Source organism: Gillisia lutea (genome assembly GCF_021568705.1).
GTDB lineage: Bacteria > Bacteroidota > Bacteroidia > Flavobacteriales > Flavobacteriaceae > Gillisia > Gillisia lutea.
The window spans coordinates 84,371-107,964 of record NZ_JAKGTH010000007.1 but is presented as its reverse complement, the minus strand read 5'-3'; the positions used below and the strand labels follow the sequence as shown (position 1 = coordinate 107,964).

19 protein-coding genes, 1 tRNA gene and 1 pseudogene are annotated in these 23,594 nt (G+C 36.4%); 11 read left to right on the top strand and 10 right to left on the bottom strand.

Going from position 1 to position 23,594, the window contains the following annotated elements:
- Nucleotides 1-4 precede the first annotated feature (4 nt).
- Nucleotides 5-2,146, bottom strand: a complete 2,142-nt coding sequence (locus L1I30_RS04925; protein ID WP_236133151.1) for a tetratricopeptide repeat-containing hybrid sensor histidine kinase/response regulator — start codon at nucleotides 2,144-2,146, stop codon at nucleotides 5-7.
- 255 nt (nucleotides 2,147-2,401) lie between these two features.
- On the opposite strand from L1I30_RS04925, the gene L1I30_RS04920 reads away from it, so the two are divergent.
- From L1I30_RS04920 to L1I30_RS04910, 3 genes and pseudogenes are all read left to right on the top strand, one after another.
- Nucleotides 2,402-2,761 (top strand): DoxX family protein, encoded by a 360-nt coding sequence (locus tag L1I30_RS04920; RefSeq protein WP_236133150.1) that lies wholly within the window; start codon nucleotides 2,402-2,404, stop codon nucleotides 2,759-2,761.
- Between the two features lie 4 nt (nucleotides 2,762-2,765).
- Entirely contained in the window at nucleotides 2,766-3,371 is a 606-nt protein-coding gene (locus L1I30_RS04915) for an alpha-ketoglutarate-dependent dioxygenase AlkB family protein (RefSeq protein WP_236133149.1), read from the top strand.
- Nucleotides 3,372-3,404: 33 nt separating this feature from the next.
- Nucleotides 3,405-3,689: pseudogene (locus L1I30_RS04910) on the top strand (TIGR03643 family protein).
- 2 nt (nucleotides 3,690-3,691) lie between these two features.
- On the opposite strand, the gene L1I30_RS04905 reads toward L1I30_RS04910, so the two are convergent.
- The gene (locus tag L1I30_RS04905; protein WP_236133148.1) at nucleotides 3,692-4,474 is read right to left on the bottom strand and encodes a S1/P1 nuclease; all 783 of its coding nucleotides are present in this window, start codon (nucleotides 4,472-4,474) and stop codon (nucleotides 3,692-3,694) included.
- A 124-nt stretch (nucleotides 4,475-4,598) separates the two neighbouring features.
- Between L1I30_RS04905 and L1I30_RS04900 the strand changes: the two genes are divergently transcribed.
- The 7 genes from L1I30_RS04900 to mqo all read left to right on the top strand — a co-directional run bounded on the left by L1I30_RS04900 (nucleotide 4,599) and on the right by mqo (nucleotide 11,154).
- Complete coding sequence (locus L1I30_RS04900) at nucleotides 4,599-5,462, top strand: SPFH domain-containing protein (protein WP_236133147.1); 864 nt, start codon at nucleotides 4,599-4,601, stop codon at nucleotides 5,460-5,462.
- Nucleotides 5,463-5,504: 42 nt separating this feature from the next.
- Complete coding sequence (locus L1I30_RS04895; protein ID WP_236133146.1) at nucleotides 5,505-6,440, top strand: alpha/beta hydrolase; 936 nt, start codon at nucleotides 5,505-5,507, stop codon at nucleotides 6,438-6,440.
- A gap of 6 nt (nucleotides 6,441-6,446) precedes the next feature.
- Nucleotides 6,447-6,614 carry a type II toxin-antitoxin system antitoxin gene (locus L1I30_RS04890; RefSeq protein WP_236133145.1) on the top strand — a complete coding sequence of 56 codons (168 nt, stop codon included), beginning with the start codon at nucleotides 6,447-6,449 and terminating at the stop codon, nucleotides 6,612-6,614.
- A gap of 4 nt (nucleotides 6,615-6,618) precedes the next feature.
- Nucleotides 6,619-7,428: a Cof-type HAD-IIB family hydrolase gene (locus tag L1I30_RS04885; protein ID WP_236133144.1), complete on the top strand. Its 810-nt coding sequence runs from the start codon at nucleotides 6,619-6,621 to the stop codon at nucleotides 7,426-7,428.
- 71 nt (nucleotides 7,429-7,499) lie between these two features.
- Nucleotides 7,500-8,765 carry a DUF819 family protein gene (locus L1I30_RS04880; RefSeq protein ID WP_236133583.1) on the top strand — a complete coding sequence of 422 codons (1,266 nt, stop codon included), beginning with the start codon at nucleotides 7,500-7,502 and terminating at the stop codon, nucleotides 8,763-8,765.
- Nucleotides 8,766-8,818: 53 nt separating this feature from the next.
- A complete protein-coding gene (locus tag L1I30_RS04875) occupies nucleotides 8,819-9,553 on the top strand; it encodes a DUF4369 domain-containing protein (protein ID WP_236133143.1) in 735 nt (244 codons plus the stop codon).
- A 92-nt stretch (nucleotides 9,554-9,645) separates the two neighbouring features.
- Nucleotides 9,646-11,154, top strand: a complete 1,509-nt coding sequence (mqo, locus tag L1I30_RS04870) for a malate dehydrogenase (quinone) (RefSeq protein ID WP_236133142.1) — start codon at nucleotides 9,646-9,648, stop codon at nucleotides 11,152-11,154.
- Between the two features lie 55 nt (nucleotides 11,155-11,209).
- Here the strand turns inward: mqo and L1I30_RS04865 are convergent.
- The 5 genes from L1I30_RS04865 to idi form a co-directional block, all read right to left on the bottom strand.
- Nucleotides 11,210-11,283 (bottom strand) — tRNA-Thr (locus L1I30_RS04865).
- Between the two features lie 12 nt (nucleotides 11,284-11,295).
- Nucleotides 11,296-11,562, bottom strand: coding sequence for a hypothetical protein (locus L1I30_RS04860; protein ID WP_236133141.1), 267 nt, complete (start codon nucleotides 11,560-11,562; stop codon nucleotides 11,296-11,298).
- A gap of 141 nt (nucleotides 11,563-11,703) precedes the next feature.
- Nucleotides 11,704-12,159 (bottom strand): peroxiredoxin, encoded by a 456-nt coding sequence (locus L1I30_RS04855; RefSeq protein ID WP_236133140.1) that lies wholly within the window; start codon nucleotides 12,157-12,159, stop codon nucleotides 11,704-11,706.
- Entirely contained in the window at nucleotides 12,160-12,570 is a 411-nt protein-coding gene (locus L1I30_RS04850; RefSeq protein WP_236133139.1) for a 6-pyruvoyl trahydropterin synthase family protein, read from the bottom strand.
- Nucleotides 12,567-13,085, bottom strand: a complete 519-nt coding sequence (gene idi, locus L1I30_RS04845) for an isopentenyl-diphosphate Delta-isomerase (protein WP_236133138.1) — start codon at nucleotides 13,083-13,085, stop codon at nucleotides 12,567-12,569. The genes L1I30_RS04850 and idi overlap by 4 nt, the downstream gene beginning before the upstream one ends.
- 160 nt (nucleotides 13,086-13,245) lie before the next feature.
- On the opposite strand from idi, the gene L1I30_RS04840 reads away from it, so the two are divergent.
- Complete coding sequence (locus L1I30_RS04840; RefSeq protein WP_236133137.1) at nucleotides 13,246-14,832, top strand: peptide chain release factor 3; 1,587 nt, start codon at nucleotides 13,246-13,248, stop codon at nucleotides 14,830-14,832.
- 47 nt (nucleotides 14,833-14,879) lie between these two features.
- On the opposite strand, the gene L1I30_RS04835 is transcribed toward L1I30_RS04840, so the two are convergent.
- The 3 genes from L1I30_RS04835 to rpoB all read right to left on the bottom strand — a co-directional run bounded on the left by L1I30_RS04835 (nucleotide 14,880) and on the right by rpoB (nucleotide 23,513).
- A complete protein-coding gene (locus L1I30_RS04835) occupies nucleotides 14,880-15,194 on the bottom strand; it encodes a DUF3467 domain-containing protein (protein WP_236133136.1) in 315 nt (104 codons plus the stop codon).
- 124 nt (nucleotides 15,195-15,318) lie between these two features.
- The gene (gene rpoC, locus L1I30_RS04830; RefSeq protein WP_236133135.1) at nucleotides 15,319-19,620 is read right to left on the bottom strand and encodes a DNA-directed RNA polymerase subunit beta'; all 4,302 of its coding nucleotides are present in this window, start codon (nucleotides 19,618-19,620) and stop codon (nucleotides 15,319-15,321) included.
- 80 nt (nucleotides 19,621-19,700) lie between these two features.
- On the bottom strand, nucleotides 19,701-23,513 hold the full coding sequence (rpoB, locus tag L1I30_RS04825) for a DNA-directed RNA polymerase subunit beta (protein ID WP_236133134.1): 3,813 nt from the start codon (nucleotides 23,511-23,513) through the stop codon (nucleotides 19,701-19,703).
- Nucleotides 23,514-23,594 lie beyond the last annotated feature (81 nt).

Genomic DNA, 23,594 nt, shown 5'->3' with positions numbered 1-23,594 from the left:
AAAATTAATGTGAGAGGATTTCTGTACGAATATTTCTATAAATCACTTGATAAAAAGCAGCTGTATCGTATGGTTTCACAATAATGTCGTTCATTCCCGACTCATAGATATCCTCTCTTATTTCCTCAATTTCAACGGCTGTTAAAGCTATTACTGGTACTGTTGTATTATATGCTCTAATTTTCTTTGTGGCCTCGAGTCCTGATATTCCGGGCATATTTACATCCATTAAAATAAGATCAAATCTACCTTCCCTAGCTTTTGATACCGCATCTAGGCCGTTATCGCATATATCACATTCAAAAAACTTCTTTTCCAGAATTCTTTTAGTAACCACCTGGTTTATTCTATTGTCGTCAACAATTAAAACGCGCTTTCCAGCAACCTTGGTTTTTAATTCTATTTCCCTGCCTGAGGCTGAAACAGAGGTCTGTTCAGTACCGATCGATTTATTCTTCTCAAATTCAATAATAAAACTGAAGGAGGAACCTTTTCCTTCAGCACTTTCCAGATGAATTTCAGAATCAAAAAGCAACAATAATTTCTTTACGATAGGAAGGCCCAAGCCTGTTCCCTGGTAATTATAGTTGGCCGATTTAAGTTGGGAAAATTCCTCAAAAACAATTTGTTGCTTCTGCTCAGGAATTCCAAGGCCATCATCCTTTACTTCAATATATACCTTAACGGTATTAGGATACTCCTTAATTAAAGAAGCTTTTATCCAGATATTTCCCCTTTCCGTAAACTTCATGGCATTTCCAACCAAATTCATTAACACCTGTGAAAGACGCACAGGGTCGCCTAAAAGATTTTTAGAGATATTCGGGTCTATATGTAAATGGATGGTATTTTTATTTTGAAGTCGTGTGAATTCAAAAGATTTCACAATACTTCTCATTAGATCATTCAAGTTAAAAGGAAGACTTTCCAACTTAAGCAAATTGGATTCCATTTTATTCATTTGAAGAACATCGTTTATGAGAGCTAAAAGATAATCTGCCGAAAACTTTAAGGATTTTAAGTCGTTTTCATGTTTCAGTAATGATTTATCTTCTAATAAAATAGATGTTAGGCCTATAACTCCATATAAAGGAGTACGAAGCTCATGACTAATAGTTGAGAAGAAACGAGTTTTTAGAACCGACAATCTTTCTGCCTCTTCTTTGGCAGCCACCAATTCATTATTTTTTTCGCTTAATTCTAAAATAAGTTTTCTACGAGACCTGTTAATTCTATAAAAAAGGAAAAGAATAATAACCAAAACAACAGAAGAGATGACCATAAGGACCATTCTCTCATGAGACTTTTTAATGACCTCATCCTGTAGGAGCTGTTCATTTTTTGCAATTTCCAGATCTCGCTGATATTCACCTACATCAAACTTTACGCTCGCAGCCTGTATTTGCCTTAATTTCTCCTTTTCGAAGATCTGAGATTTATAAAAATTATATTTTTCCAGGGCATCATAAGCCTGTTCAAAATCACCTTGATCTGCCCAGAGCTTAGAATACCCGGAATAGACCAATGAGCCTTCTAATAAAAGAGAGTTATTTTCAACAAGGCTTATAGCTTTTTCATAAAAATCTTTAGCATTATTGAAGTTCTTCTTACCATGATAATATTTTCCTGTTAGGTAATTAAGCTGAGATTCTGCAGAAGGATTTGCCTGTTCACCAAAAAGCTCCCATCCTCTTTCTAAATATGGCCAAGCCTTATCAAACTTATTATTATCAATATAGGTCCATGCAATATTCACGGTTGGCATAAATAACTGCTCAGGTATCTTTGCCTTTATTGCAAGGTTAATAACCTTTTCATAGTAATCTATTCCAAGTTGAGTGGTTTCTTTATCTTCAGAATACACATTCCCAAGATTGTTATAAGCATATAATAAAATAGTATCATTTTGCAGTTTCAACGCATATCGAAGTGCATCTTCATAATGCTTTTTTGCACGAAGAGTATCATTAAGATCCTGATAGCTATTTCCTAAAATAGAATGACCACGATAACTGTAAAAAGCATTATTTTGCTTTTCTGCACGATCCAGCAAATCTATAGCTTGCTCTATGGCATCCTTGTATTCATATTTTTTCAAATATTCTACAGAAATACCATACAAGGAATCTAGATAATCTTTATTCAAATCTTTACTTTGAGAAAAAGAATTTCCGCAGCAAATAATGGTCAAAAGAATTAAAAAGTAATTTTTTTTCAAAGAAAATGATGGTTAATTTAAGTAAATATGGGGTGGGAAGTTACTCTATTTTAGACAATTACACAATACCATTTTAAATTATATAAATAATTAAAAGAACAGGCACTTTGATAAATCATTTTACTAAATTGAGATTTTCAACCTGTTCCACACCCTATTCCTTATATATTAACCACTTAGATTATGACATACCCCTGGCATCTTTATTTAATGGCTATCCTCTATTTTGTAGCCGGAGTCAATCATTTCATTAAGCCTAGAATGTATATGCGCATTATGCCCAGGTATTTACCAGCTCACAAAACCCTCGTTTTCCTTAGCGGACTTGCTGAAATGATTCTGGCAGTGGCATTATGTTTTCCAACTACCAAAAATTTAAGTGTGTATGGAATTATATTGATGCTTTTAGTATTTTTACTTGTTCATTTTTATATGCTCTCTTCAGAGAAAGCAGGCGCAGGAATCCCTAAATGGGTCTTACTGTTGCGCTTACCAATTCAGTTCATATTAATAGCCTGGGCATATTATTATTTAAAAATTTAGAAACATGCATTTGTTTGAAGAACATAAAGAGGGGATAGAGATAGATCTGCCAGATGCAAGTTTAGAATATTATCCTGCATTTTTATCTGATGATAAGGCTAATAGCTATTTCGATGTTTTTCTAAGGCAGTTAGACTGGCAACAGCATGACATTAAACTTTTTGGAAAGAGAATAGCCCAACCCAGGCTTACTGCCTTGTATGCTATAAATTCTAAAGAATATAAATATTCTAATCTTAGCCTGAAACCTCAGCTCTTTACCAGAGAATTAGAGGAAATTAACAAAAGCTTATTTGAAAGATTCCACTTAAAATTTACTCACTGTCTGGCAAACCTTTACAGAAATGAAAAAGATAGCATGGGTTGGCATGCTGATAACGAAAAAGAATTAGGTCCGGAGCCAATTATTGCTTCTTTAAGCCTAGGAGCGGTAAGAAAGTTTCAATTAAAACATTCCTTCAAGAAGGGATTAAAACATCAGTTAGAGCTTGAACATGGCAGTTTACTATTGATGAAGGGAACTACTCAAGACTATTGGAAGCACCAGTTACCTAAAACGGCACGCCCCCACTCCCCCCGCATAAATCTCACCTTTAGGAACATTTTATAAAACGTTTAGTTCTCTCACAAATAGCTTTGCAATATGAAGCTATCGAATTTTACAAATAGAGAAATAGATCGGATTATAGAAATGGCCTGGGAAGACAGAACTACTTTCGAAGCTATTTATCACCAGTTTAAAATTACTGAAGACAAAGTTATTGAAATGATGCGCTTATAACTTAAGCCGTCGAATTTCAGACTTTGGCGGTAGAGAGTACAAGGCAGAAAAACCAAGCATATCCAACTTCGACAAAATGACATCGGCCGCTTTAAAAGCAGCCGACAACGTTTTATTAGCAATAATAAGATTTCTAAAAGATCATGAATTTATTTGTAGATCTCATTTAATACCGAAGCAAGGCGAATTCCTCCTTTTTGGAGTTGCTCTCCTACAACAGGAAACCAATCGTACATGTATTGATAACCTAACTTTTCTCCAACTTCAACCGAATTATATACCTTTTCACTAAGCGCTTTAGATTCGTACATCCAGTCTTCAAAAGATCCCGAGATAAGTTCCGCTTTTTGCTCTTTTGATAATTTCTTGGTGTTGTTAGCCAGTTCTGAAAAACTCATATCGTAGGAGTCAATCATTTCGCTATCCCAAACCCTATGAAGGTTTGATCCCTCATTATACCATCGTACCTGAATATCGTTCCCGCCTTTATCTTCCCCTCTTCCAGTGTGCAGCGGCTGGTGAAGATCTCCCATAAAATGTACCAGCAACTTCAAATAAAATTCTTTATCCTCCTTACTGGAATCTTTATCTTTTAGGACACTTAAACACTTTCTTAAAGCCATTAATAAATCCCCTTTTGGATTTGCTGTTTCTTGGGTATAAGTAGTTTCCCCTTCTTTTAAATTTACATAATGCCATGGGCTGTACTCTCTAAAACGCTCATCACTTTTTATTTCATCAGCGTATGTAGATATAAAAGCCAGACTTCTGCCATTCAATATCTTATCGATTTCTTTTTTAGCCTTTTTACTTAAATGAATTTCAGCAATTTGACCTGTAGTACGGTGCCCGGTTTGGCCCCAATCATTAAGTGCATATGCTCCCATATTTAGAGTTAAAAATAGTACAGCACTAAATAGTATTCTTTTCATGGATTTTAATTTTCACAAATATAAAGAACCTCCCCATAAAACAAGTTAAGATTAGGTTTTGAAATAAAATTTTAAAAACATATCTTTATGATATCATTTTAATATCACATTTAATTCAAACATCATGGCTTTAAACGAAAAAACATCTAGCCCTCCAAATGGGTACTTAGCGCTCTTCTTAATTTTTGTTTTATTCATAGGAAGTATTGCAGGCATATTAACATTTAAAAATTTCTGGCTTATCCTCATCTTAGTACTCTCCTTATTTTTAGCTTTTGGATTGATCCTTGTTAATCCTAATGAATCCCGTGTTCTACTTTTATTTGGAGATTATAAAGGCACGGTTAAAAAGAATGGTCTGTTTTGGGTGAATCCGCTATATATCAAAAAGAAGGTATCTCTTAGAGCGCGAAATTTTGACAGTGAACGTTTAAAAGTAAATGACAAGCTTGGGAACCCTGTGATGATAAGCACCATTCTTGTGTGGAAAGTACGAGACACTTACAAAGCCTCTTTCGATGTGAATAATTTTGAGAATTTTGTAGTGGTACAAACTGATGCGGCCGTGAGAAAATTGGCCAGTATGTATCCTTATGATAATTTTGCCGATGAAGGCTTAGATGAAGATATTACGCTACGCTCAAGTGTAAACGAAGTAAGTGAAGCTTTAGAAAAGGAACTGGAAGAACGCCTAAACATTGCTGGAATTGAAGTTTTAGAAGCACGAATTGGCTATTTGGCCTATGCGAATGAAATTGCTAGTGCCATGTTAAAACGCCAGCAAGCCACGGCTATTGTTGCAGCCCGCCATAAAATTGTGGAAGGAGCTGTTAGTATGGTGGAAATGGCCTTAACCGAACTAAGCGAAAAAGAAATTGTTGATCTCGATGGAGAGCGAAGAGCAGCAATGGTTAGTAATTTGATGGTTGTACTTTGCAGCGATAAAGATGTTGCTCCCGTTGTAAACACCGGAACATTAAATCATTAAAAAACAACTAAAAAAAGAATAGAATCTTAAAAAGAAAAGATCATGAAGAAAGCACTTTATTTCAGTTTCCTATTCCTTTTCTCCTACCTAAATTATGCCCAGGAAACAACTTATACTGAAACAGAACTTTCTATCAATGAAATGATAGATGGAACTTTAGTTATCCCAAATACTACAATTGCTCCCAACCTGGTGATCTTTATACAAGGTTCTGGTCCAACCGATAGAAATGGAAACCAGATGATGATGAAAAATGACGGCATTAAGAAAATCGCTCATCAGCTGGGAGAACATGGTATAGCTTCTTATAGATTTGATAAGCGCATCTTCAAAATGAACAAGTTTAGAATTAAAGAAGAAGATCTTAGATTTGAAGATTTTGTTACCGATGTTAATTCAATATTAGAATATTTTAATGCTAATGATCAATTTGCCAAACTCATTCTGGCAGGTCACAGTGAAGGCTCCTTAATTGGAATGCTGGCAGCAGCGCAAGGCGCAGAAGCTTTTATTTCTTTAGCAGGAGCCGGAGAAAGTATCGACAAGATAATTGTAGCACAAATCGCCAAACAATCTAAAGAGCTTTCTGAAAACGCTGCACAGGCATTTAAAGAAATAGACAGCACGGGGAAAAGCGTGAATTACAATCCTTTATTAGCATCTATATTCAGGCCCAGCGTTCAACCTTATATGAAGTCGTGGATGAAATATGACCCTGCCATCGAGATCAAGAAATTAGATATCCCGGTGCTAATTATTAACGGCACCGCAGACATTCAGGTAGAGGTTAAAGATGCCCAATTACTAAAGGCAGCTAAACCCGAAGCTCAATTGGATATTATAGAGAACATGAATCACATCTTTAGAAATGTGGGAGAAGACTTACTACAAAATACAAAGACTTATAATGAAGCCCATAGACCTTTACATGAAGACCTTATTCCGGTTCTAACCAACTTTATACAATCATTAGAATAAGAAATAATGAGCAAGAAGAAAGCCTTTGCCCTGCGGCTAAATGAAGATATGTTGAAAGCTATTGAAAAATGGGCTTCCGATGAATTCAGAAGCACCAATGGACAGATGGAATATATTATAGCAAAAGCATTAAAAGATGCAAAGAGAACCCCAAAACAAAATAAAGAAGAGTAAACTGATGGATTATAAAATAGTATTTTCAGATATAGATGGCACCTTACTTAATAGCCACAGGAAACTTTCCCCTTCTACTATTTCAGAAATAAAAAAATTAAAAAACAAAGTTCCTTTTATTCTGATTTCAGCAAGAATGCCCGCAGCCATGCAGCATCTGCAAAAAGAATTAGATCTTGAGCATCATCCTATTATTTGCTATAACGGAGGATTAATCCTTCATGAACAAAAAGTGCTTAGCTCTACAGAGATACCCATTGAGATTATGGCAGAACTTATAGAATGGAATAATAAATTGAATTGCCATTTAAGCTTTTACAATCGTAATGAATGGTACGTTCCAACTATGGACAAATGGGCTCTTAGGGAAGAGAACAACACCAAAGTAACTCCTACAATCAAATCTAACAAAGAGGTTATTAAAACCTGGAAGCCAACAAATAAGGGTGCTCATAAAATAATGGCTATGGGCGAAGAAGATCATATAGAGCAAATCTATAATTTCCTTTACGCCAACTTTAAAAATAATCTTCATTTATATAGATCAAAATCTACTTACCTTGAAATAGCGCCCAAAAGTATTTCTAAATTAACAGCCATTGAAACCTTAATAAATTCTCATTTTAATTATTCTTTAGAAGAAACTGTCGCCTTCGGGGATAATTATAATGACGTGGAAATGCTTAAAAATGTAGGCTACGGAATAGCTGTTGGCAATGCTCGAGAAGAAGCGAAAGAGGTTGCTAAATTAGTTGTAGCATTAAATACTGAAGACGGGGTAGCTAAAAGTTTGAACGAAATTTTCAAATTTTAGTATCAGGCACTTTGTTAAGCTAAGTATAGTTTGAGAAAAATTGTATTTTGCCGCACAAATTTAAAGATCCCATGGAGAATACCCCTGTTTTTACAAATGATGCCATTGTTTTAGGAATATTAATGATAGCCTTAGGCTTCGTATTCTACACCTCTTCTAAAGAAACTGGCTTCTGGAAAAAATTCTATGCTGTTGTACCCGCACTATTAATGTGCTACCTCATCCCGGCAATTTTTAATTCGTTAGGTATTATTTCAGATGATATTTCACAATTATATTTTATAGCAAGTCGGTATCTACTTCCCGCCTCATTGGTACTCATGACCCTTAGTATAGACCTAAAAGCCATTTTCAATTTAGGTCCCAAAGCACTAATAATGTTCTTTACGGGGACTGTTGGAATTATAATTGGAGGTCCTTTGGCTATATTGCTAATTTCTACAGTTTCACCAGAAACTGTTGGTGGTATAGGTCCTGATGCTGTTTGGCGCGGTCTCTCAACCTTAGCAGGTAGCTGGATTGGCGGTGGTGCAAATCAGGCTGCCATGCTGGAAATATACGAATACAATCCAGATCTTTACGGAGGGATGGTATTGGTGGATATTGTAATTGCAAATCTTTGGATGGCTATTTTATTAGTGGGAATAGGCAAGTCTGATAGAATTGATAATTGGCTGAAAGCTGACAACTCTACTATTACCGATTTAAAAAACAAAGTTGCGACATATGCCGAAAGTGTTACCCGAAACCCTTCATTGGCAGATTTAATGATCATGTTAGCCTTAGCTTTTGGAGCTGTAGGAATTGCACATTGGGGAGCCGATGGAATTTCAACTTTCTTACTAAATAATTTTGAGGTTTTTAATGATAGTAAAAGTTCTTTATCCTCTTTTGCCTCTTCCTTCTTCTGGATGATATCTATAGCTACCGCCATTGGAATCTTGCTGTCTTTCACCAAATTCAAATCTTATGAAGGTGCCGGAGCAAGTAAAATTGGAAGTGTTTTCATTTATATCCTTGTAGCCACTATTGGAATGAAGGTAGACCTCAGCATGGTTTTCGACAATCCTGGTTTAATAGCCATTGGTCTTGTTTGGATGACAATTCATGCCGGGTTATTAATTTTGGTAGCTAAATTGGTAAAAGCCCCTTATTTCTTTCTTGCCGTGGGAAGCCAAGCCAATGTTGGAGGAGCCGCCAGTGCTCCGGTAGTAGCCGCAGCCTTTCACCCCTCTTTAGCTACCGTAGGAGTGCTCTTAGCAGTATTTGGTTATGTGGTAGGAACCTATGGTGCAATTTTGTGCACAATTTTAATGCAATTAGCAGCTACCAGTTAGTAAAAATTAGAAATTTATATGATATTTGCCACCCATCATTCCAAAATGAATTCATGAAAAAATTAAGTGTTTTATTGCTTTTAGTATTAAGCATTACTGCTTGCTCTGAAAAGGAAAGCAATTTATTGGTTAAAGGTTCTGTAAAAGGTTTAAAAAAAGGCACGCTCTACCTGCAAAAGATCGAGGACACGGCATTGATTAATGTAGACTCGGTGGTGATTAGCGGTGATGCTAGCTTCATTCTGGAAGATTATATTAAGAGTCCGCAAATTATGTATCTCTACTTAGATAAAGTGGACAACGTACAGTATGACGACAGAATTGAATTTTTTGCTGAAGAAGGGGAAGTAACAATAAATACTACCTTGAAAAATTTTCAGGTAGATGCTAAGGTTATAGGCTCAAGTAATCAGGAAAAGTTGAAAGAATACCGCAATATGATGCAGCGTTTTAATGATAAGAACTTAGAGCTTATTCAAAAAAACTTTGAAGCCCAAAGGGATAATGACGAAGAGCTTATTCTTGAAACTAATAAGCAATATGATGGTCTTTTAAAGAGAAAATACCTTTACACTGTAAACTACGCTATTTTGAATAAAGACCTTGAAATAGCACCTTACTTAGCAATGTCTGAAGTATTCGATGCCAATATTAAATATTTAGATACTATTTACAATTCTCTAACTCCCCAAGTTCAAAAATCTAAATACGGAAAAGACCTGAAAGATTTTTTAAAGGAAAGAAGAAAGAACGAGAAGCTTGTTGAAGAAGTAGAAGAACAAGAGTAGACCATATTTAAACCCAATTATTCCCAAGCTTTAATATTTTGTTGGGCTAACATAAAAAGAGGTTTTCCTAAATTTGAGAAAAACCTCTTTTTATGTTTTTAAATCAACCCGATCAACAAACAAAATACGATCTTATTTGTGTAGGTGGTGGTATTATGAGCGCTACCTTATCTTTAATGCTCAAATTGATTGACCCTGAAATCAAAATACTTATTTTAGAACGATTAGATGAAGTAGCACAGGAAAGTTCGGCCGCATGGAATAATGCAGGAACGGGCCATTCGGCACTTTGTGAACTAAATTATACGCCATTACAGAAAGATGGCTCTATAGATGTTTCTAAGGCTATAGAGATCTTTGAGCAATTTGAACACTCTAAAGAATTTTGGGCATATTTGTTGAAGCAAAAATTATTATCAAATCCCGAAGCTTTTATTCAATCTGTACCCCATCATAGTTGGGTAAAAGGAAAAGAAGATGTGGCTTTTTTAAAGAAAAGATTTGATACGCTACGATCACACTTCATGTTTAAAACCATGAAATTTTCTGAAGATTATGGTACTCTGGAAAAATGGTTTCCGCTCATTATGCAAAATCGCTCTAAAAACGAAGTAATGGCAGCAACCAGAATGGAAATTGGAACCGAGGTAAACTTTGGAAATCTTACAAAATCCTATTTTAAAATACTGGAAGATCATTTTAACACTCCTGTTCTTATGAACAGAGAGGTACTCGATATCGACCCTTCCCCTAATGTGGAATGGATGGCTGAAGTAAAAGATCTAGCCAGCAACAATAAGGAATACTATGATGCCCATCATGTTTTTATTGGCGCTGGAGGAGGTGCACTACCGCTTTTACAAAAGGTGGAAATTGAAGAAAAGGATGGATATGGCGGTTTTCCGGTTAGCGGACAATGGCTTTACTGCAAAAACCCAGAAGTAATTGCAAAACACCATGCGAAAGTTTATAGCAAAGCAGGGCCTGATGCCCCTCCAATGTCTACCCCTCATCTGGACAGCAGAATGATTAATGGCAAGCAGGAACTTCTTTTCGGTCCCTTTGCCGGCTTTAGCACAAAATTTTTAAAAGAAGGTTCTTTACTTGACCTCCCTAAATCTATCAATTTTGATAACCTCCCATCTATGTGGGGTGTTTTCTGGCATAATTTACCACTTACTAAATATCTTCTTGAGCAAATTAGCATGGATCATGAAGATAGAATGAATGAACTACGGGAATTTATAATTGATGCGAATTCAGACGATTGGGAATTAAAAGTTGCCGGACAACGTGTTCAAATTATAAAGAAAGATGAAGAAGAAGGCGGAGTCCTCGAATTTGGAACAGATGTAGTTCACTCTAAAGATGGCTCCATCACCGCATTATTAGGAGCCTCTCCCGGTGCTTCCACAGCTGTACATATCATGTTGGAAGTAATACAGACTGCCTTTCCGGAAAAATTGGAAAAACTAGAGTGGCAGAAAAAATTATCGACTATGATACCTTTTTGGAACAAGAAAATAGAAGATGATGTAGAGCAATTTAGTAAAGTCCAGGAAAACTGCTCTAAACTATTGAAGTTAGACGCACTTCACTAAACCCTAACTATTATAAAGCAAAAAGCTTCTCCAAATGGAGAAGCTTTTAATATTGAGCCGATGGAGGGACTCGAACCCACGACCTGCTGATTACAAATCAGCTGCTCTAGCCAGCTGAGCTACATCGGCATCGAATATATTTTACAATTCATTGATCTTAGCTACCAATTCTTGCGCTTTGGTCTCTAATTCCTTTTCAATAGATTTGAAATGTTTTTTATTGTTCTCAACCTGTTTTTGGTTGATCTTAGCCATTAAAGTATCAAAGCTAGTAATTGCTTCATCTACTATAGCTTCAGTTTTCTTAGGATCTTGTTTTGGGTTTGCTAATTGATGGATATATGCAGCCTCAATAATATCTCCCATTACATAATTCACATCCCTCTTTAACAATCTTATACTTGCCATTCTTTCTTAAATTTAGGCTGCGAATTTAATCTATTTTTTAATATTATAATATACTTTTTAATTTTTTTTCTTCTCTTCCAGAAAAATAAATATGCACTACCCGCTCTTAATATTATATAGTATTAAATTACAGCCAAGCATTCAACTCAATTCTTTTAAATGTTTTAGGGCAAGACTGGTATGTTGGGAAGCATTGAGGTTATTATAACGAAATTGGAGTTTTCCTTCTTTATCAAATACAAAGGTTTCACGTCCGGGAATCAATCCTAATAGAGCCGATTTTACTCCAAATGCTTTTCTGGCCTGTTTATGTTCATCAGATAAAAAGATGAAAGGCAAACTATATTTTTCTACAAATTTTGAATGGGAAGCTTCAGAATCGGAACTAATGGCAATAACCTCTGCACCCAAATCTTTAAAATCCTGGTATTTATCTCTAAACCCACAAGCCTCCTTAGTGCATCCCGGGGTAAAATTCTTTGGGTAAAAATAAATCACCACTGGTTTTATATTCTTAAACTGATCTAGCTGAAAGTCATTTCCATCTTTATCTTTCAACTGTAATGCAGGAATAGTATCTCCTATTTCTAAAGACATTTATTTTCCATTATAGGTTACAAAATTTCGAGGTGTCTCATATAAGGTGACCGACAGATCCAGTTCGGGTTTCAATTTAGGTTTTAACTTGTTCCAGATAACAACTGCAATATTTTCGGCTGTGGGATTGAGATCTTTAAATTCTTTTACTTCAATATTTAAATTTTTATGATCAAAAGCCACTTCTACTTCGTTATAAATAAGATCTTTTAAAACCTTGAGGTCCATTACAAAACCTGTTTCCTGATCGATCTCTCCCGTTACCGATACGGTAAGATCATAATTATGACCGTGAAAATTAGGGTTACTGCACTTTCCGAAGATCAATTCATTTTTAGCAAGGTCCCAATCCTTTCTAAATAATCTATGCGCGGCATTAAAGTGTGCTTTTCTATGAACGGTTACTCTCATATTTGTATGGATTGATAATATTTATCAAAAATGATCTTGAACCATTCGGTATATTTTTCAGGGTGAGATTGCATATCTTCTTCTACAGCCTCCAACGTCATCCATTTCCAACTTGCAGCCTCATTAGGGTTTAGAGCAGGTTCATCATTATAATTCCCAATAAGGATATGATCAAATTCATGCTCGGTCAATCCATTATCAAAAGGAGCTTTATAAATAAAGGAGATGGTATCATTTAAATCTACACTAAAACCCATTTCTTCCTGCAAGCGTCGTTTTCCTGCCTCAATATTCGTCTCCCCTTCTCGTTGATGACTACAGCAAGTATTGGTCCATAGCCCGGGAGAATGATATTTATCTAAAGCACGCTGTTGGAGCATTAGTTCATTCTTGTCGTTAAAAACAAATACCGAAAATGCACGATGTAAAAGCCCTTTTTCATGCGCTTCCATCTTGGGCATCAAGCCTATTTGCTCATCATTTTCGTTAACAAGGATTACTTTTTCTTCTGTCATAGCATTAATTGAAATTCAAAAATACGAAATAGGCTTACCAAATCATAGCAAAACAAGGAGCTTCCAAGCAATTGTTTTTGTCGAAAATATAAACTGCAATCCCAAATACTATTCTCTTTTCTGAAACAAATATTTTATCTTTGCACACTTAAATAAAACGATGAAATTTACCGACGAGATTAAACGAAGAAGAACATTTGGCATCATTTCACACCCCGATGCTGGTAAGACAACTTTAACAGAGAAATTACTATTATTTGGGGGCGCCATTCACGAAGCAGGAGCGGTAAAATCTAATAAGATCAAAAAAGGAGCGACCAGTGACTTTATGGAAATAGAACGTCAGCGTGGTATTTCTGTTGCTACATCGGTGCTTGCTTTTGAATATAATGGTGTAAAAATTAATATCCTTGATACTCCGGGGCATAAGGATTTTGCTGAAGACACCTTTAGAACCCTTACGGCTGTAGACAGTGTTATAGTAGTAATTGATGTTGCAAAAGGTGTAGAGGAACAAACCGAAAAGTTAGTAGAGGTTTGTAGAATGCGAAACATCCCGATGATAGTTTTTGTAAACAAACTGGATAGAGAAGGAAAAGATGCATTTGAATTATTAGATGAAATTGAGCAAAAATTAAAGTTAAGCGTTACACCACTTAGTTTCCCTATTGGAATGGGATACGATTTTAAAGGGATCTACAACATCTGGGAGAAGAACGTGAACCTTTTTACGGGTGATTCCAGAAAAGATATTGAAGATACCGTTGAGATCTCTGATCTGGCTTCTGAGGAATTGGATAAACTTATTGGCGAAAAAGCTGCAGACAACCTTAGAGATGAACTGGAATTAGTTCATGGTGTATATCCTGAATTTGATAAAACAGCCTATCTTGAAGGGGATTTACAACCGGTTTTCTTTGGTTCTGCATTAAACAATTTTGGAGTTAGGGAATTATTAGACTGTTTTGTAAGCATCGCTCCTACTCCACGCCCAAAAGATAGTGAGACGAGAACCGTAAAACCTGACGAAAAGGAGTTTACAGGATTTGTATTTAAAATACATGCCAACATGGATCCTAAGCATCGTGACCGATTGGCATTCATAAAGATTGTATCGGGAGTCTTTGAGCGTAATAAACCTTATTTACATGTTAGACATGGGAAAAATCTAAAATTCTCTAGTCCTAACGCCTTTTTTGCAGAAAAGAAAGAAGTTGTAGATATCTCTTATCCAGGAGATATTGTTGGCTTACATGACACAGGAAACTTTAAAATTGGTGATACCCTTACTGAAGGAGAAGTGCTGAATTACCGAGGAATTCCAAGTTTCTCACCAGAACACTTCAGATACATCAACAATGCTGATCCTATGAAATCTAAACAATTAGAAAAAGGAGTAGACCAGTTGATGGATGAAGGGGTAGCACAGTTATTCACACTGGAAATGAACAACCGTAAGGTAATTGGAACTGTGGGCGCCCTTCAATTTGAAGTTATACAATATAGACTTGAACATGAATATGGCGCAAAATGCACCTATGAAAACCTAAATGTATATAAGGCTACTTGGGTAGAAGCAAAAGACCCAAAGAGTGAAGAATTCAAAGATTTCAAAAGGGTAAAAGCAAAATTCCTGGCGAAAGATAAAAGAGGTCAATTAGTATTTTTTGCCGATTCTCAATTCTCATTACAAATGACACAGCAAAAATATCCTTCTATCAAATTCCATTCCACCTCAGAATTCTAATGGTTGAAATAAAAAACCCCGAAGTTAGCTTCGGGGTTTTTTATTTTTTAAGCCTGTCCCGTCGGACCGAAATTTAAGGGAATAGGCGCTTGCTCATAATCCTTGATCTCTCCATGAGCTTTTTCAAAACGCTGTACATTTTCACCTAAAGCCTTTAATAATCGCTTAGCGTGTTGTGGTGTAAGAATTATACGTGATTTCACCTTGCTCTTTGGTGTGCCAGGCATAATACTCACAAAATCCACTACAAATTCTGAAACTGAATGATTGATAATAGCCAGATTCGAATAGGTCCCTTCTGCTACTTTCTCGTCTAACTCTATATTTATCTGTCCTTGTTTGGGGTTTTTCTCGTCGCTCATAATTCTAATAAAATGGTTATAAAAAAAATCTGCTTTAAAGTTAGCCAAAAGCCTTCTCTAAAGCAGATTATATTGACAGTTAATTTTCAAGGCCGACAAAAGCCGACCTGAAAATCAATCTTTTTTAATTATAATTCACTTCCTGCTTTTTTTCAAGCATTTCATTGAACTCTTCTTTAGATCCTACAATAATATCATCATAAGCTCTCATACCTGTACCTGCAGGGATCTTATGTCCTACAATTACATTCTCTTTAAGACCTTCTAGGTAATCTATCTTACCGTTTACAGCTGCCTCATTCAATACTTTTGTAGTTTCCTGGAAGGAAGCCGCAGAGATGAACGATTTAGTTTGTAACGATGCTCTTGTAATACCTTGTAAGATAGGAGTTGCTGTTGCAGGAATTGCTTCTCTTGCAGTAACAAGTGCCTTATCTTCTCTTCTTAATGAGGAGTTCTCGTCTCTAAGTTCACGCATAGATACAATTTGTCCCGGTTTAAGATTTTTAGAGTCTCCAGCATCATCAACCACTTTTAATCCGAAGATCTTATCGTTTTCTTCGATGAAATCAGATTTATGGATCAATTGGTTTTCAAGGAAAATAGTATCTCCAGAATCTACAATTCTAACTTTACGCATCATTTGACGAACTACTACCTCAAAGTGCTTATCGTTAATTTTCACCCCTTGTAATCGGTATACTTCCTGAACTTCATTCACTAAATACTGCTGAACAGCATTTGGCCCTTTAATGCTCAAGATGTCTTCCGGAGTGATAGAACCATCAGATAAAGGCATACCCGCACGTACATAATCGTTCTCCTGAACAAGGATCTGATTAGATAGTTTTACAAGGTACTTTTTAACTTCACCTAACTTAGATTCTACAATGATCTCACGGTTACCTCTTTTGATCTTCCCGAAAGAAACAACACCATCGATCTCACTTACTACAGCCGGGTTAGAAGGATTACGCGCTTCGAAAAGCTCGGTTACACGTGGAAGACCTCCTGTAATATCCCCTGCTTTAGAAGATTTACGTGGAATTTTAACCAAGATCTTACCAACCTTGATCTTTTCATCCTTATCTACCATTAAGTGAGCACCAACCGGAAGGTTATAAGAACGAATTACTTCGTCTTTTTTACCTAAAATCAATAAGGTTGGGATAAGCTTTTTGTTCTTAGATTCAGAAATAACTTTTTCCTGGAATCCTGTTTGCTCATCTATTTCAACTTGGTATGTAAGACCTTGCTCGATGTTCTCATATTTGATCTTACCGGCAAATTCTGAAATAATAACTCCGTTATATGGATCCCACTGGCAAATAACATCATCTGGTTTAACAGTGTCACCATCATTTATAAAGATTTGAGAACCATAAGGAATATTGTTTGTACTAAGTACTACTCCGGTTTTCTTGTCTTTTACTTTTAATTCTGAAGTTCTTGAAATTACGATATCGGTTATACTTCCATCAGGACCTTCACCTTTAACAACTTTTAGATCTTCAATTTCTGCAACACCACCGAATTTAACAATCAATTTGTTCTCTTCAGAAATGTTCCCTGCAATACCCCCAACGTGGAAGGTACGAAGTGTAAGCTGAGTTCCTGGTTCCCCAATAGATTGAGCAGCAACAACCCCTACAGCTTCCCCTCTTTGAACCAGTTTCCCAGTTGCAAGGTTTCTACCGTAACACTTAACACAGATTCCTTTTTTAGCTTCACAGGTAAGTGCAGATCTTACTTCAACACTCTCTATAGGAGCATTTTCAATTTTCTTCACTACATCTTCCATAATCACATTACCGGAAGCTACCAATAACTCTTCAGTTAATGGGTGGAAAACATCGTTTAAGGCAATACGCCCTAATATACGTTCTCCAAGAGATTCTACAATCTCATCATTTTTCTTAAGAGGCGTAACCTCTACTCCTCGTAATGTTCCACAGTCTTCTTCGTTTATAATAACGTCCTGAGAAACATCTACCAAACGACGCGTTAAGTAACCTGCATCGGCAGTTTTAAGTGCGGTATCGGCAAGACCTTTACGAGCACCGTGAGTAGAAATAAAGTATTCAAGAATTGAAAGACCTTCTTTAAAGTTAGATAAAATCGGGTTTTCAATAATTTCACCTCCACCAGAGTTAGATTTCTTAGGCTTAGCCATCAATCCACGCATACCGGTTAACTGACGGATCTGTTCTTTAGATCCACGAGCTCCAGAATCAAGCATCATGTACACAGAGTTGAATCCTTGATTGTCTTCGCGAATTCTCTTCATTGCTAACTCGGTAAGACCGGCGTTAGTTGAAGTCCATATATCAATTACCTGATTGTAACGTTCGTTGTTGGTAATAAGACCCATATTATAGTTTCCTATAATTCCCTCAACCTGTTCGTTAGCCTCATCGATCATAGATTGCTTTTCAGCAGGAATAATAATATCCCCTAAACTAAATGACAATCCACCGGTGTATGCAAAACGATATCCTAGAGATTTAATGTTATCTAAGAATTCTGCAGTTTCAGGTACACTAGTAGCCTTTAACACATTTGAGATAATTTCTCTAAGAGATTTCTTAGTTAATACCTCATTTATAAATCCTGCTGCTTCTGGTACAGATTCGTTAAATAAAACTCTACCAACAGTAGTTTCAATAATTTGCTTAGTTAGAACTCCTTCTTCATTGAAGTCGTTAGTTCTTATCTTAATAACAGCATTTAAGTCAACTCTCTTCTCATTAAAAGCAATGATAACTTCTTCTGCAGAATAGAAAGTAAGACCTTCTCCTTTAATTTTGATTTCAGCTGTAGACACTCGAGGTTTGGTCATGTAGTACAGACCAAGCACCATATCCTGAGATGGAACCGTAATTGGAGATCCATTTGCAGGGTTCAAAATGTTGTGAGAACCTAACATTAATAACTGCGCTTCCAGAATTGCTTCTGGCCCAAGTGGCAAGTGTACCGCCATCTGGTCACCATCAAAATCGGCGTTGAATGCCGTAGTTGCTAATGGATGCAATTGAATAGCTTTCCCTTCAATAAGTTTTGGTTGGAAAGCTTGGATTCCTAAACGGTGAAGCGTAGGAGCCCTGTTAAGTAATACTGGATGTCCTTTTAATACATTTTCTAAAATATCCCAAACAACCGGTTCTTTTTTATCTATTATTTTCTTAGCAGATTTTACAGTTTTCACAATTCCTCTTTCGATCAATTTTCTGATCACGAAAGGCTTGTAAAGTTCAGCTGCCATATCTTTTGGAAGACCACATTCAAACATCTTCAATTCCGGTCCAACAACAATTACCGAACGAGCAGAATAATCTACACGTTTACCAAGTAAGTTCTGACGGAAACGTCCCTGCTTACCTTTCAAGGAATCAGAAAGTGATTTCAATGGACGGTTTGAATCAGTTTTAACTGCAGATGATTTTCTTGTGTTATCGAATAACGAATCTACAGATTCCTGTAACATACGTTTTTCGTTACGCAAGATTACTTCCGGAGCTTTAATCTCCATCAATCTCTTCAAACGGTTATTACGGATAATAACTCTTCTGTAAAGGTCGTTCAAATCGGAAGTTGCAAAACGTCCACCATCCAAAGGCACTAAAGGTCTAAGTTCTGGAGGAGTAATTGGCACTACCTTCATGATCATCCATTCAGGAAGATTCTCTCTGTTCTTATTTGCATCACGGAAAGCCTCAACAACCTGAAGTCTTTTTAAAGCTTCCGTTTTACGTTGTTTTGAAGTTTCGTTATTTGCTTTGTGTCTTAAATCATAAGAAAGTTCGTTAAGATCGATTCTTCTTAAGAGCTCAATAAGACATTCTGCACCCATTTTAGCGATAAACTTGTTTGGGTCGTTATCTTCAAGATAAAGGTTTTCTTGCGGAAGAGAATCTAGGATATCCAAGTATTCTTCTTCAGTTAAGAAATCCATTTTCTTAAGTTGTTCTCCTTCTGCATTCTTAGCGATTCCTGCTTGTATAACCACATATCTTTCATAATATATGATCATATCCAATTTCTTGGAAGGAAGCCCTAATAAATACCCTATTTTGTTTGGCAAAGAACGGAAATACCAGATATGTGCTACAGGAACAACTAGGTTGATATGCCCAACACGGTCTCTACGTACTTTCTTTTCTGTTACTTCTACCCCACATCTATCACATACAATACCTTTGTATCTGATTCTTTTATATTTCCCACAGGCACATTCGTAATCCTTAACAGGACCAAAAATACGCTCACAGAATAACCCGTCACGCTCAGGCTTGTGCGTACGATAATTGATAGTTTCCGGTTTAAGCACTTCCCCACGAGATTCCGCTAAGATGGACTCTGGTGAAGCTAAACCTATAGAGATCTTATTAAACCTCTGTTCTGTATTCTTTTCATTACTTCTAGCCATAATAAATGCTATCTAATTATTGTGAAAATCCTGCCTCTAAAGTTGGATACCTTTCGGCATCCAACTTTAGAGGCAGTATATTATTCTTCTAATCTAATATCCAATCCTAAACCTTTCAGTTCGTGCATTAACACGTTGAAAGATTCTGGTAAACCAGGCTCTGGCATAGGTTCACCTTTTACGATAGCTTCGTAAGTCTTGGCTCTACCTATCACATCATCAGATTTTACCGTTAAGATCTCACGTAAGGTTGCAGAAGCACCGTATGCCTCTAATGCCCAAACTTCCATCTCTCCAAAACGCTGACCTCCAAATTGCGCTTTACCACCAAGTGGTTGCTGCGTAATTAATGAGTATGGTCCAATAGATCTGGCGTGCATCTTATCGTCGATCATATGTCCTAATTTCAACATATAAATAACTCCAACAGTTGCAGGTTGATCGAATCTATCTCCGGTTCCACCGTCATAAAGGTGAGTATGACCAAATCGTGGCACCCCAGCTTCATCGGTAAGTTCATTAATTTGATCTAAAGTAGCACCATCAAAAATTGGCGTTGCATACTTTCTACCAAGTTTTTGACCTGCCCATCCTAATACGGTCTCATAAATCTGACCGATGTTCATACGGGAAGGTACCCCAAGTGGGTTAAGAACGATATCTACAGGAGTTCCATCTTCTAAGAAAGGCATATCTTCCTGACGTACGATACGAGCAACAATACCTTTGTTACCGTGACGACCTGCCATTTTATCACCTACTTTCAGTTTTCTCTTCTTAGCAACATATATTTTTGCTAATTTGATGATACCTGCAGGTAATTCATCTCCAACAGAAATAGTGAATTTCTCTCTTCTTAAATTCCCTTGAAGATCATTCTCCTTAATCTTATAGTTATGGATAAGATCGGCAACAAGCTTATTCAAGTTGTCATCAGTAGTCCAAGTACCTTGCGTTAAGTGTGTATAATCGTCTACAGAGTTTAACATTTTAAGGGTGTATTTCTTACCTTTTGGCATTACTTCTTCCCCTAAATCATTTTGAACTCCCTGAGCAGTTTTTCCACCTACTATAGCAAATAACTTATCTACAAGATTAGCTTTTAAGATAGCAAATTTAGCATCGTACTTTTTCTCTAAAGCAGTAACATCTTCTTTATCCTGAACACGTTTTCTCTTATCTTTTACAGCTCTTGCAAAAAGTTTCTTATTAATAACTACACCTCTTAAAGAAGGATGTGCTTTTAATGAAGCATCTTTTACATCACCTGCTTTGTCTCCAAAGATAGCTCTAAGTAATTTCTCCTCTGGTGTTGGATCACTTTCTCCTTTAGGAGTGATCTTACCAATAAGAATATCACCAGGCTTTACTTCAGCTCCAATACGGATCATTCCGTTCTCATCAAGATCTTTTGTAGCTTCTTCAGAAACGTTTGGAATATCATTAGTCAATTCTTCGTTACCTAATTTGGTATCACGAACTTCTAACGAATATTCATCTATGTGAATAGAAGTAAAGACATCTTCTCTTACTACTCTCTCAGAAATTACAATTGCATCCTCAAAGTTATATCCTTTCCAAGGCATGAAAGCAACTTTCATGTTTCTACCTAAAGCAAGTTCCCCTGCTTCTGTAGCATATCCCTGACAAAGAACCTGACCTTTAGAAACTCTATCTCCTACACTTACAATTGGTCTTAAGTTAATAGAAGTTCCCTGGTTGGTCTTTCTAAACTTAATAAGATCGTAAGTTTTAGAATCTGTATCAAAACTTACCATACGCTCGTCTTCTGTACGATCGTATTTAATGGTGATTTTTTGAGCATCTACATATTCTACTTCTCCATCTCCTTCAGCATTAATCAATACACGAGAATCGGTAGCTACTTGTCTTTCAAGACCAGTTCCAACAATTGGAGATTCTGCTCTTAATAAAGGTACTGCCTGACGCATCATGTTCGATCCCATCAAAGCTCTGTTCGCATCATCATGCTCCAAGAAAGGAATTAATGAAGCTGAAATAGATGAGATTTGGTTTGGTGCAACGTCAATATAGTGAACCTCTTTTGGATCTACTACCGGGAAGTCACCTTCCATACGTGCAATAACCTTATCAGTATCTATAGTTCCATCTTCTTGTAATGGAATGTTTGCTTGTGCAATTTTCTTATCTTCTTCTTCCTCAGCACTTAAATAAATAGGTGTTTGAGAGAAATCGATCTTAGCATCAGTTACAGTTCTATAAGGAGTCTCGATGAATCCCATGCTGTTCACTTTTGCAAAAACAGAAAGAGAAGAGATAAGTCCAATGTTCGGTCCCTCCGGAGTTTCAATAGGACATAATCTTCCGTAGTGAGTATAGTGAACATCACGTACTTCGAATCCTGCTCTTTCTCTTGAAAGTCCACCTGGCCCAAGTGCAGATAATCTACGCTTGTGCGTAATCTCGGCTAATGGATTTGTTTGATCCATAAACTGAGATAACTGGTTAGTACCAAAGAAAGAATTAATAACAGAAGACAAGGTCTTTGCATTAATCAAATCTATTGGAGTAAACACCTCGTTATCACGTACATTCATTCTCTCACGAATAGTTCGAGCCATACGAGCTAGACCAACACCAAATTGTTGAGATAATTGTTCTCCAACAGTTCTAACACGACGGTTAGATAAGTGATCGATGTCATCGATCTCTGCTTTAGAGTTAATTAACTCAATTAAATATTTTACTATAGTAATGATATCTTCCTTGGTAAGCACTTGCTTATCCATTCCTATATCCAAACCAAGCTTTTTATTCATTCTGTAACGACCAACTTCACCTAAACTGTAACGTTGATCTGAGAAGAATAATTTATCTATAATTCCACGTGCTGTTTCCTCATCTGGCGGTTCAGCATTACGCAATTGACGGTAGATATGCTCAACAGCTTCTTTTTCAGAGTTTGTTGGATCTTTTTGCAATGTATTATGAATAATTGCATAATCTCCAGTTGAGTTATCTTCCTTATGAAGAAGGATGGTTTTAGTTCCTGTTTCTAGAATCTCTTCAACATGATCTTTGTCTAATTCTGTATCACGATCTAATACAATCTCGTTACGCTCGATAGAAACAACCTCTCCGGTATCTTCATCAACGAAATCTTCATACCAGGTATTTAACACTCTGGCAGCCAATTTACGGCCAAGATATTTTTTAAGTCCTGTTTTAGAAACTTTAACTTCCTCAGCAAGGTCGAAGATCTCAAGGATATCCTTATCTCTTTCAAAACCGATAGCACGGAAAAGTGTAGTAACAGGTAATTTTTTCTTTCTATCGATATACGCGTACATCACGTTATTGATATCAGTAGCAAATTCTATCCAGGATCCTTTAAAAGGAATTACTCTGGCAGAATATAATTTAGTTCCATTTGCATGGAAGGATTGTCCAAAGAAAACCCCAGGCGAACGGTGTAACTGCGAAACCACTACACGCTCTGCACCATTGATACAAAAAGTTCCGCTAGGAGTCATATAAGGGATAGTTCCCAAATATACGTCCTGTACGATAGTTTCAAAATCTTCGTGTTCTGGATCGGTACAATATAATTTTAAGCGAGCTTTAAGCGGTACGCTATAAGTTAAACCACGCTCAATACATTCCTGAATGGAATATCTTGGTGGGTCCACAAAGTAATCTAAGAATTCTAAAACGAATTGATTACGAGTGTCTGTAATAGGAAAGTTTTCCATGAAGGTATTATAGAGACCCTCATCTCCCCTTTCTTCTGATTTTGTTTCTAGTTGAAAGAAATCCTGAAAGGACTTGATTTGAACATCCAAAAAGTCCGGATAATCAGGTTTGTTCTTTACAGAAGAGAAATTCAATCTTTCAGTTTGCGTTGCTAACATCAATGGACGGAATTATAATTTATATAAAAAAGTGGGTGCGTTATAAACCTAAAACTTTATATACGCAAAAGGGTTTAGACC

Excerpts from the sequence above, each read along its gene's own strand:
- L1I30_RS04920 (WP_236133150.1), top strand. The coding sequence starts at position 2,402 with ATGACATACCCCTGGCATCTTTATTTAATGGCTATCCTCTATTTTGTA.
- L1I30_RS04915 (WP_236133149.1), top strand. The coding sequence starts at position 2,766 with ATGCATTTGTTTGAAGAACATAAAGAGGGGATAGAGATAGATCTGCCA.
- L1I30_RS04905 (WP_236133148.1), bottom strand. The coding sequence starts at position 4,474 with ATGAAAAGAATACTATTTAGTGCTGTACTATTTTTAACTCTAAATATG.
- L1I30_RS04900 (WP_236133147.1), top strand. The coding sequence starts at position 4,599 with ATGGCTTTAAACGAAAAAACATCTAGCCCTCCAAATGGGTACTTAGCG.
- L1I30_RS04895 (WP_236133146.1), top strand. The coding sequence starts at position 5,505 with ATGAAGAAAGCACTTTATTTCAGTTTCCTATTCCTTTTCTCCTACCTA.
- L1I30_RS04890 (WP_236133145.1), top strand. The coding sequence starts at position 6,447 with ATGAGCAAGAAGAAAGCCTTTGCCCTGCGGCTAAATGAAGATATGTTG.
- L1I30_RS04885 (WP_236133144.1), top strand. The coding sequence starts at position 6,619 with ATGGATTATAAAATAGTATTTTCAGATATAGATGGCACCTTACTTAAT.
- L1I30_RS04880 (WP_236133583.1), top strand. The coding sequence starts at position 7,500 with ATGGAGAATACCCCTGTTTTTACAAATGATGCCATTGTTTTAGGAATA.
- L1I30_RS04875 (WP_236133143.1), top strand. The coding sequence starts at position 8,819 with ATGAAAAAATTAAGTGTTTTATTGCTTTTAGTATTAAGCATTACTGCT.
- mqo (WP_236133142.1), top strand. The coding sequence starts at position 9,646 with ATGTTTTTAAATCAACCCGATCAACAAACAAAATACGATCTTATTTGT.
- L1I30_RS04860 (WP_236133141.1), bottom strand. The coding sequence starts at position 11,562 with ATGGCAAGTATAAGATTGTTAAAGAGGGATGTGAATTATGTAATGGGA.
- L1I30_RS04855 (WP_236133140.1), bottom strand. The coding sequence starts at position 12,159 with ATGTCTTTAGAAATAGGAGATACTATTCCTGCATTACAGTTGAAAGAT.
- L1I30_RS04850 (WP_236133139.1), bottom strand. The coding sequence starts at position 12,570 with ATGAGAGTAACCGTTCATAGAAAAGCACACTTTAATGCCGCGCATAGA.
- idi (WP_236133138.1), bottom strand. The coding sequence starts at position 13,085 with ATGACAGAAGAAAAAGTAATCCTTGTTAACGAAAATGATGAGCAAATA.
- L1I30_RS04840 (WP_236133137.1), top strand. The coding sequence starts at position 13,246 with ATGAAATTTACCGACGAGATTAAACGAAGAAGAACATTTGGCATCATT.
- L1I30_RS04835 (WP_236133136.1), bottom strand. The coding sequence starts at position 15,194 with ATGAGCGACGAGAAAAACCCCAAACAAGGACAGATAAATATAGAGTTA.
- rpoC (WP_236133135.1), bottom strand. The coding sequence starts at position 19,620 with ATGGCTAGAAGTAATGAAAAGAATACAGAACAGAGGTTTAATAAGATC.
- rpoB (WP_236133134.1), bottom strand. The coding sequence starts at position 23,513 with ATGTTAGCAACGCAAACTGAAAGATTGAATTTCTCTTCTGTAAAGAAC.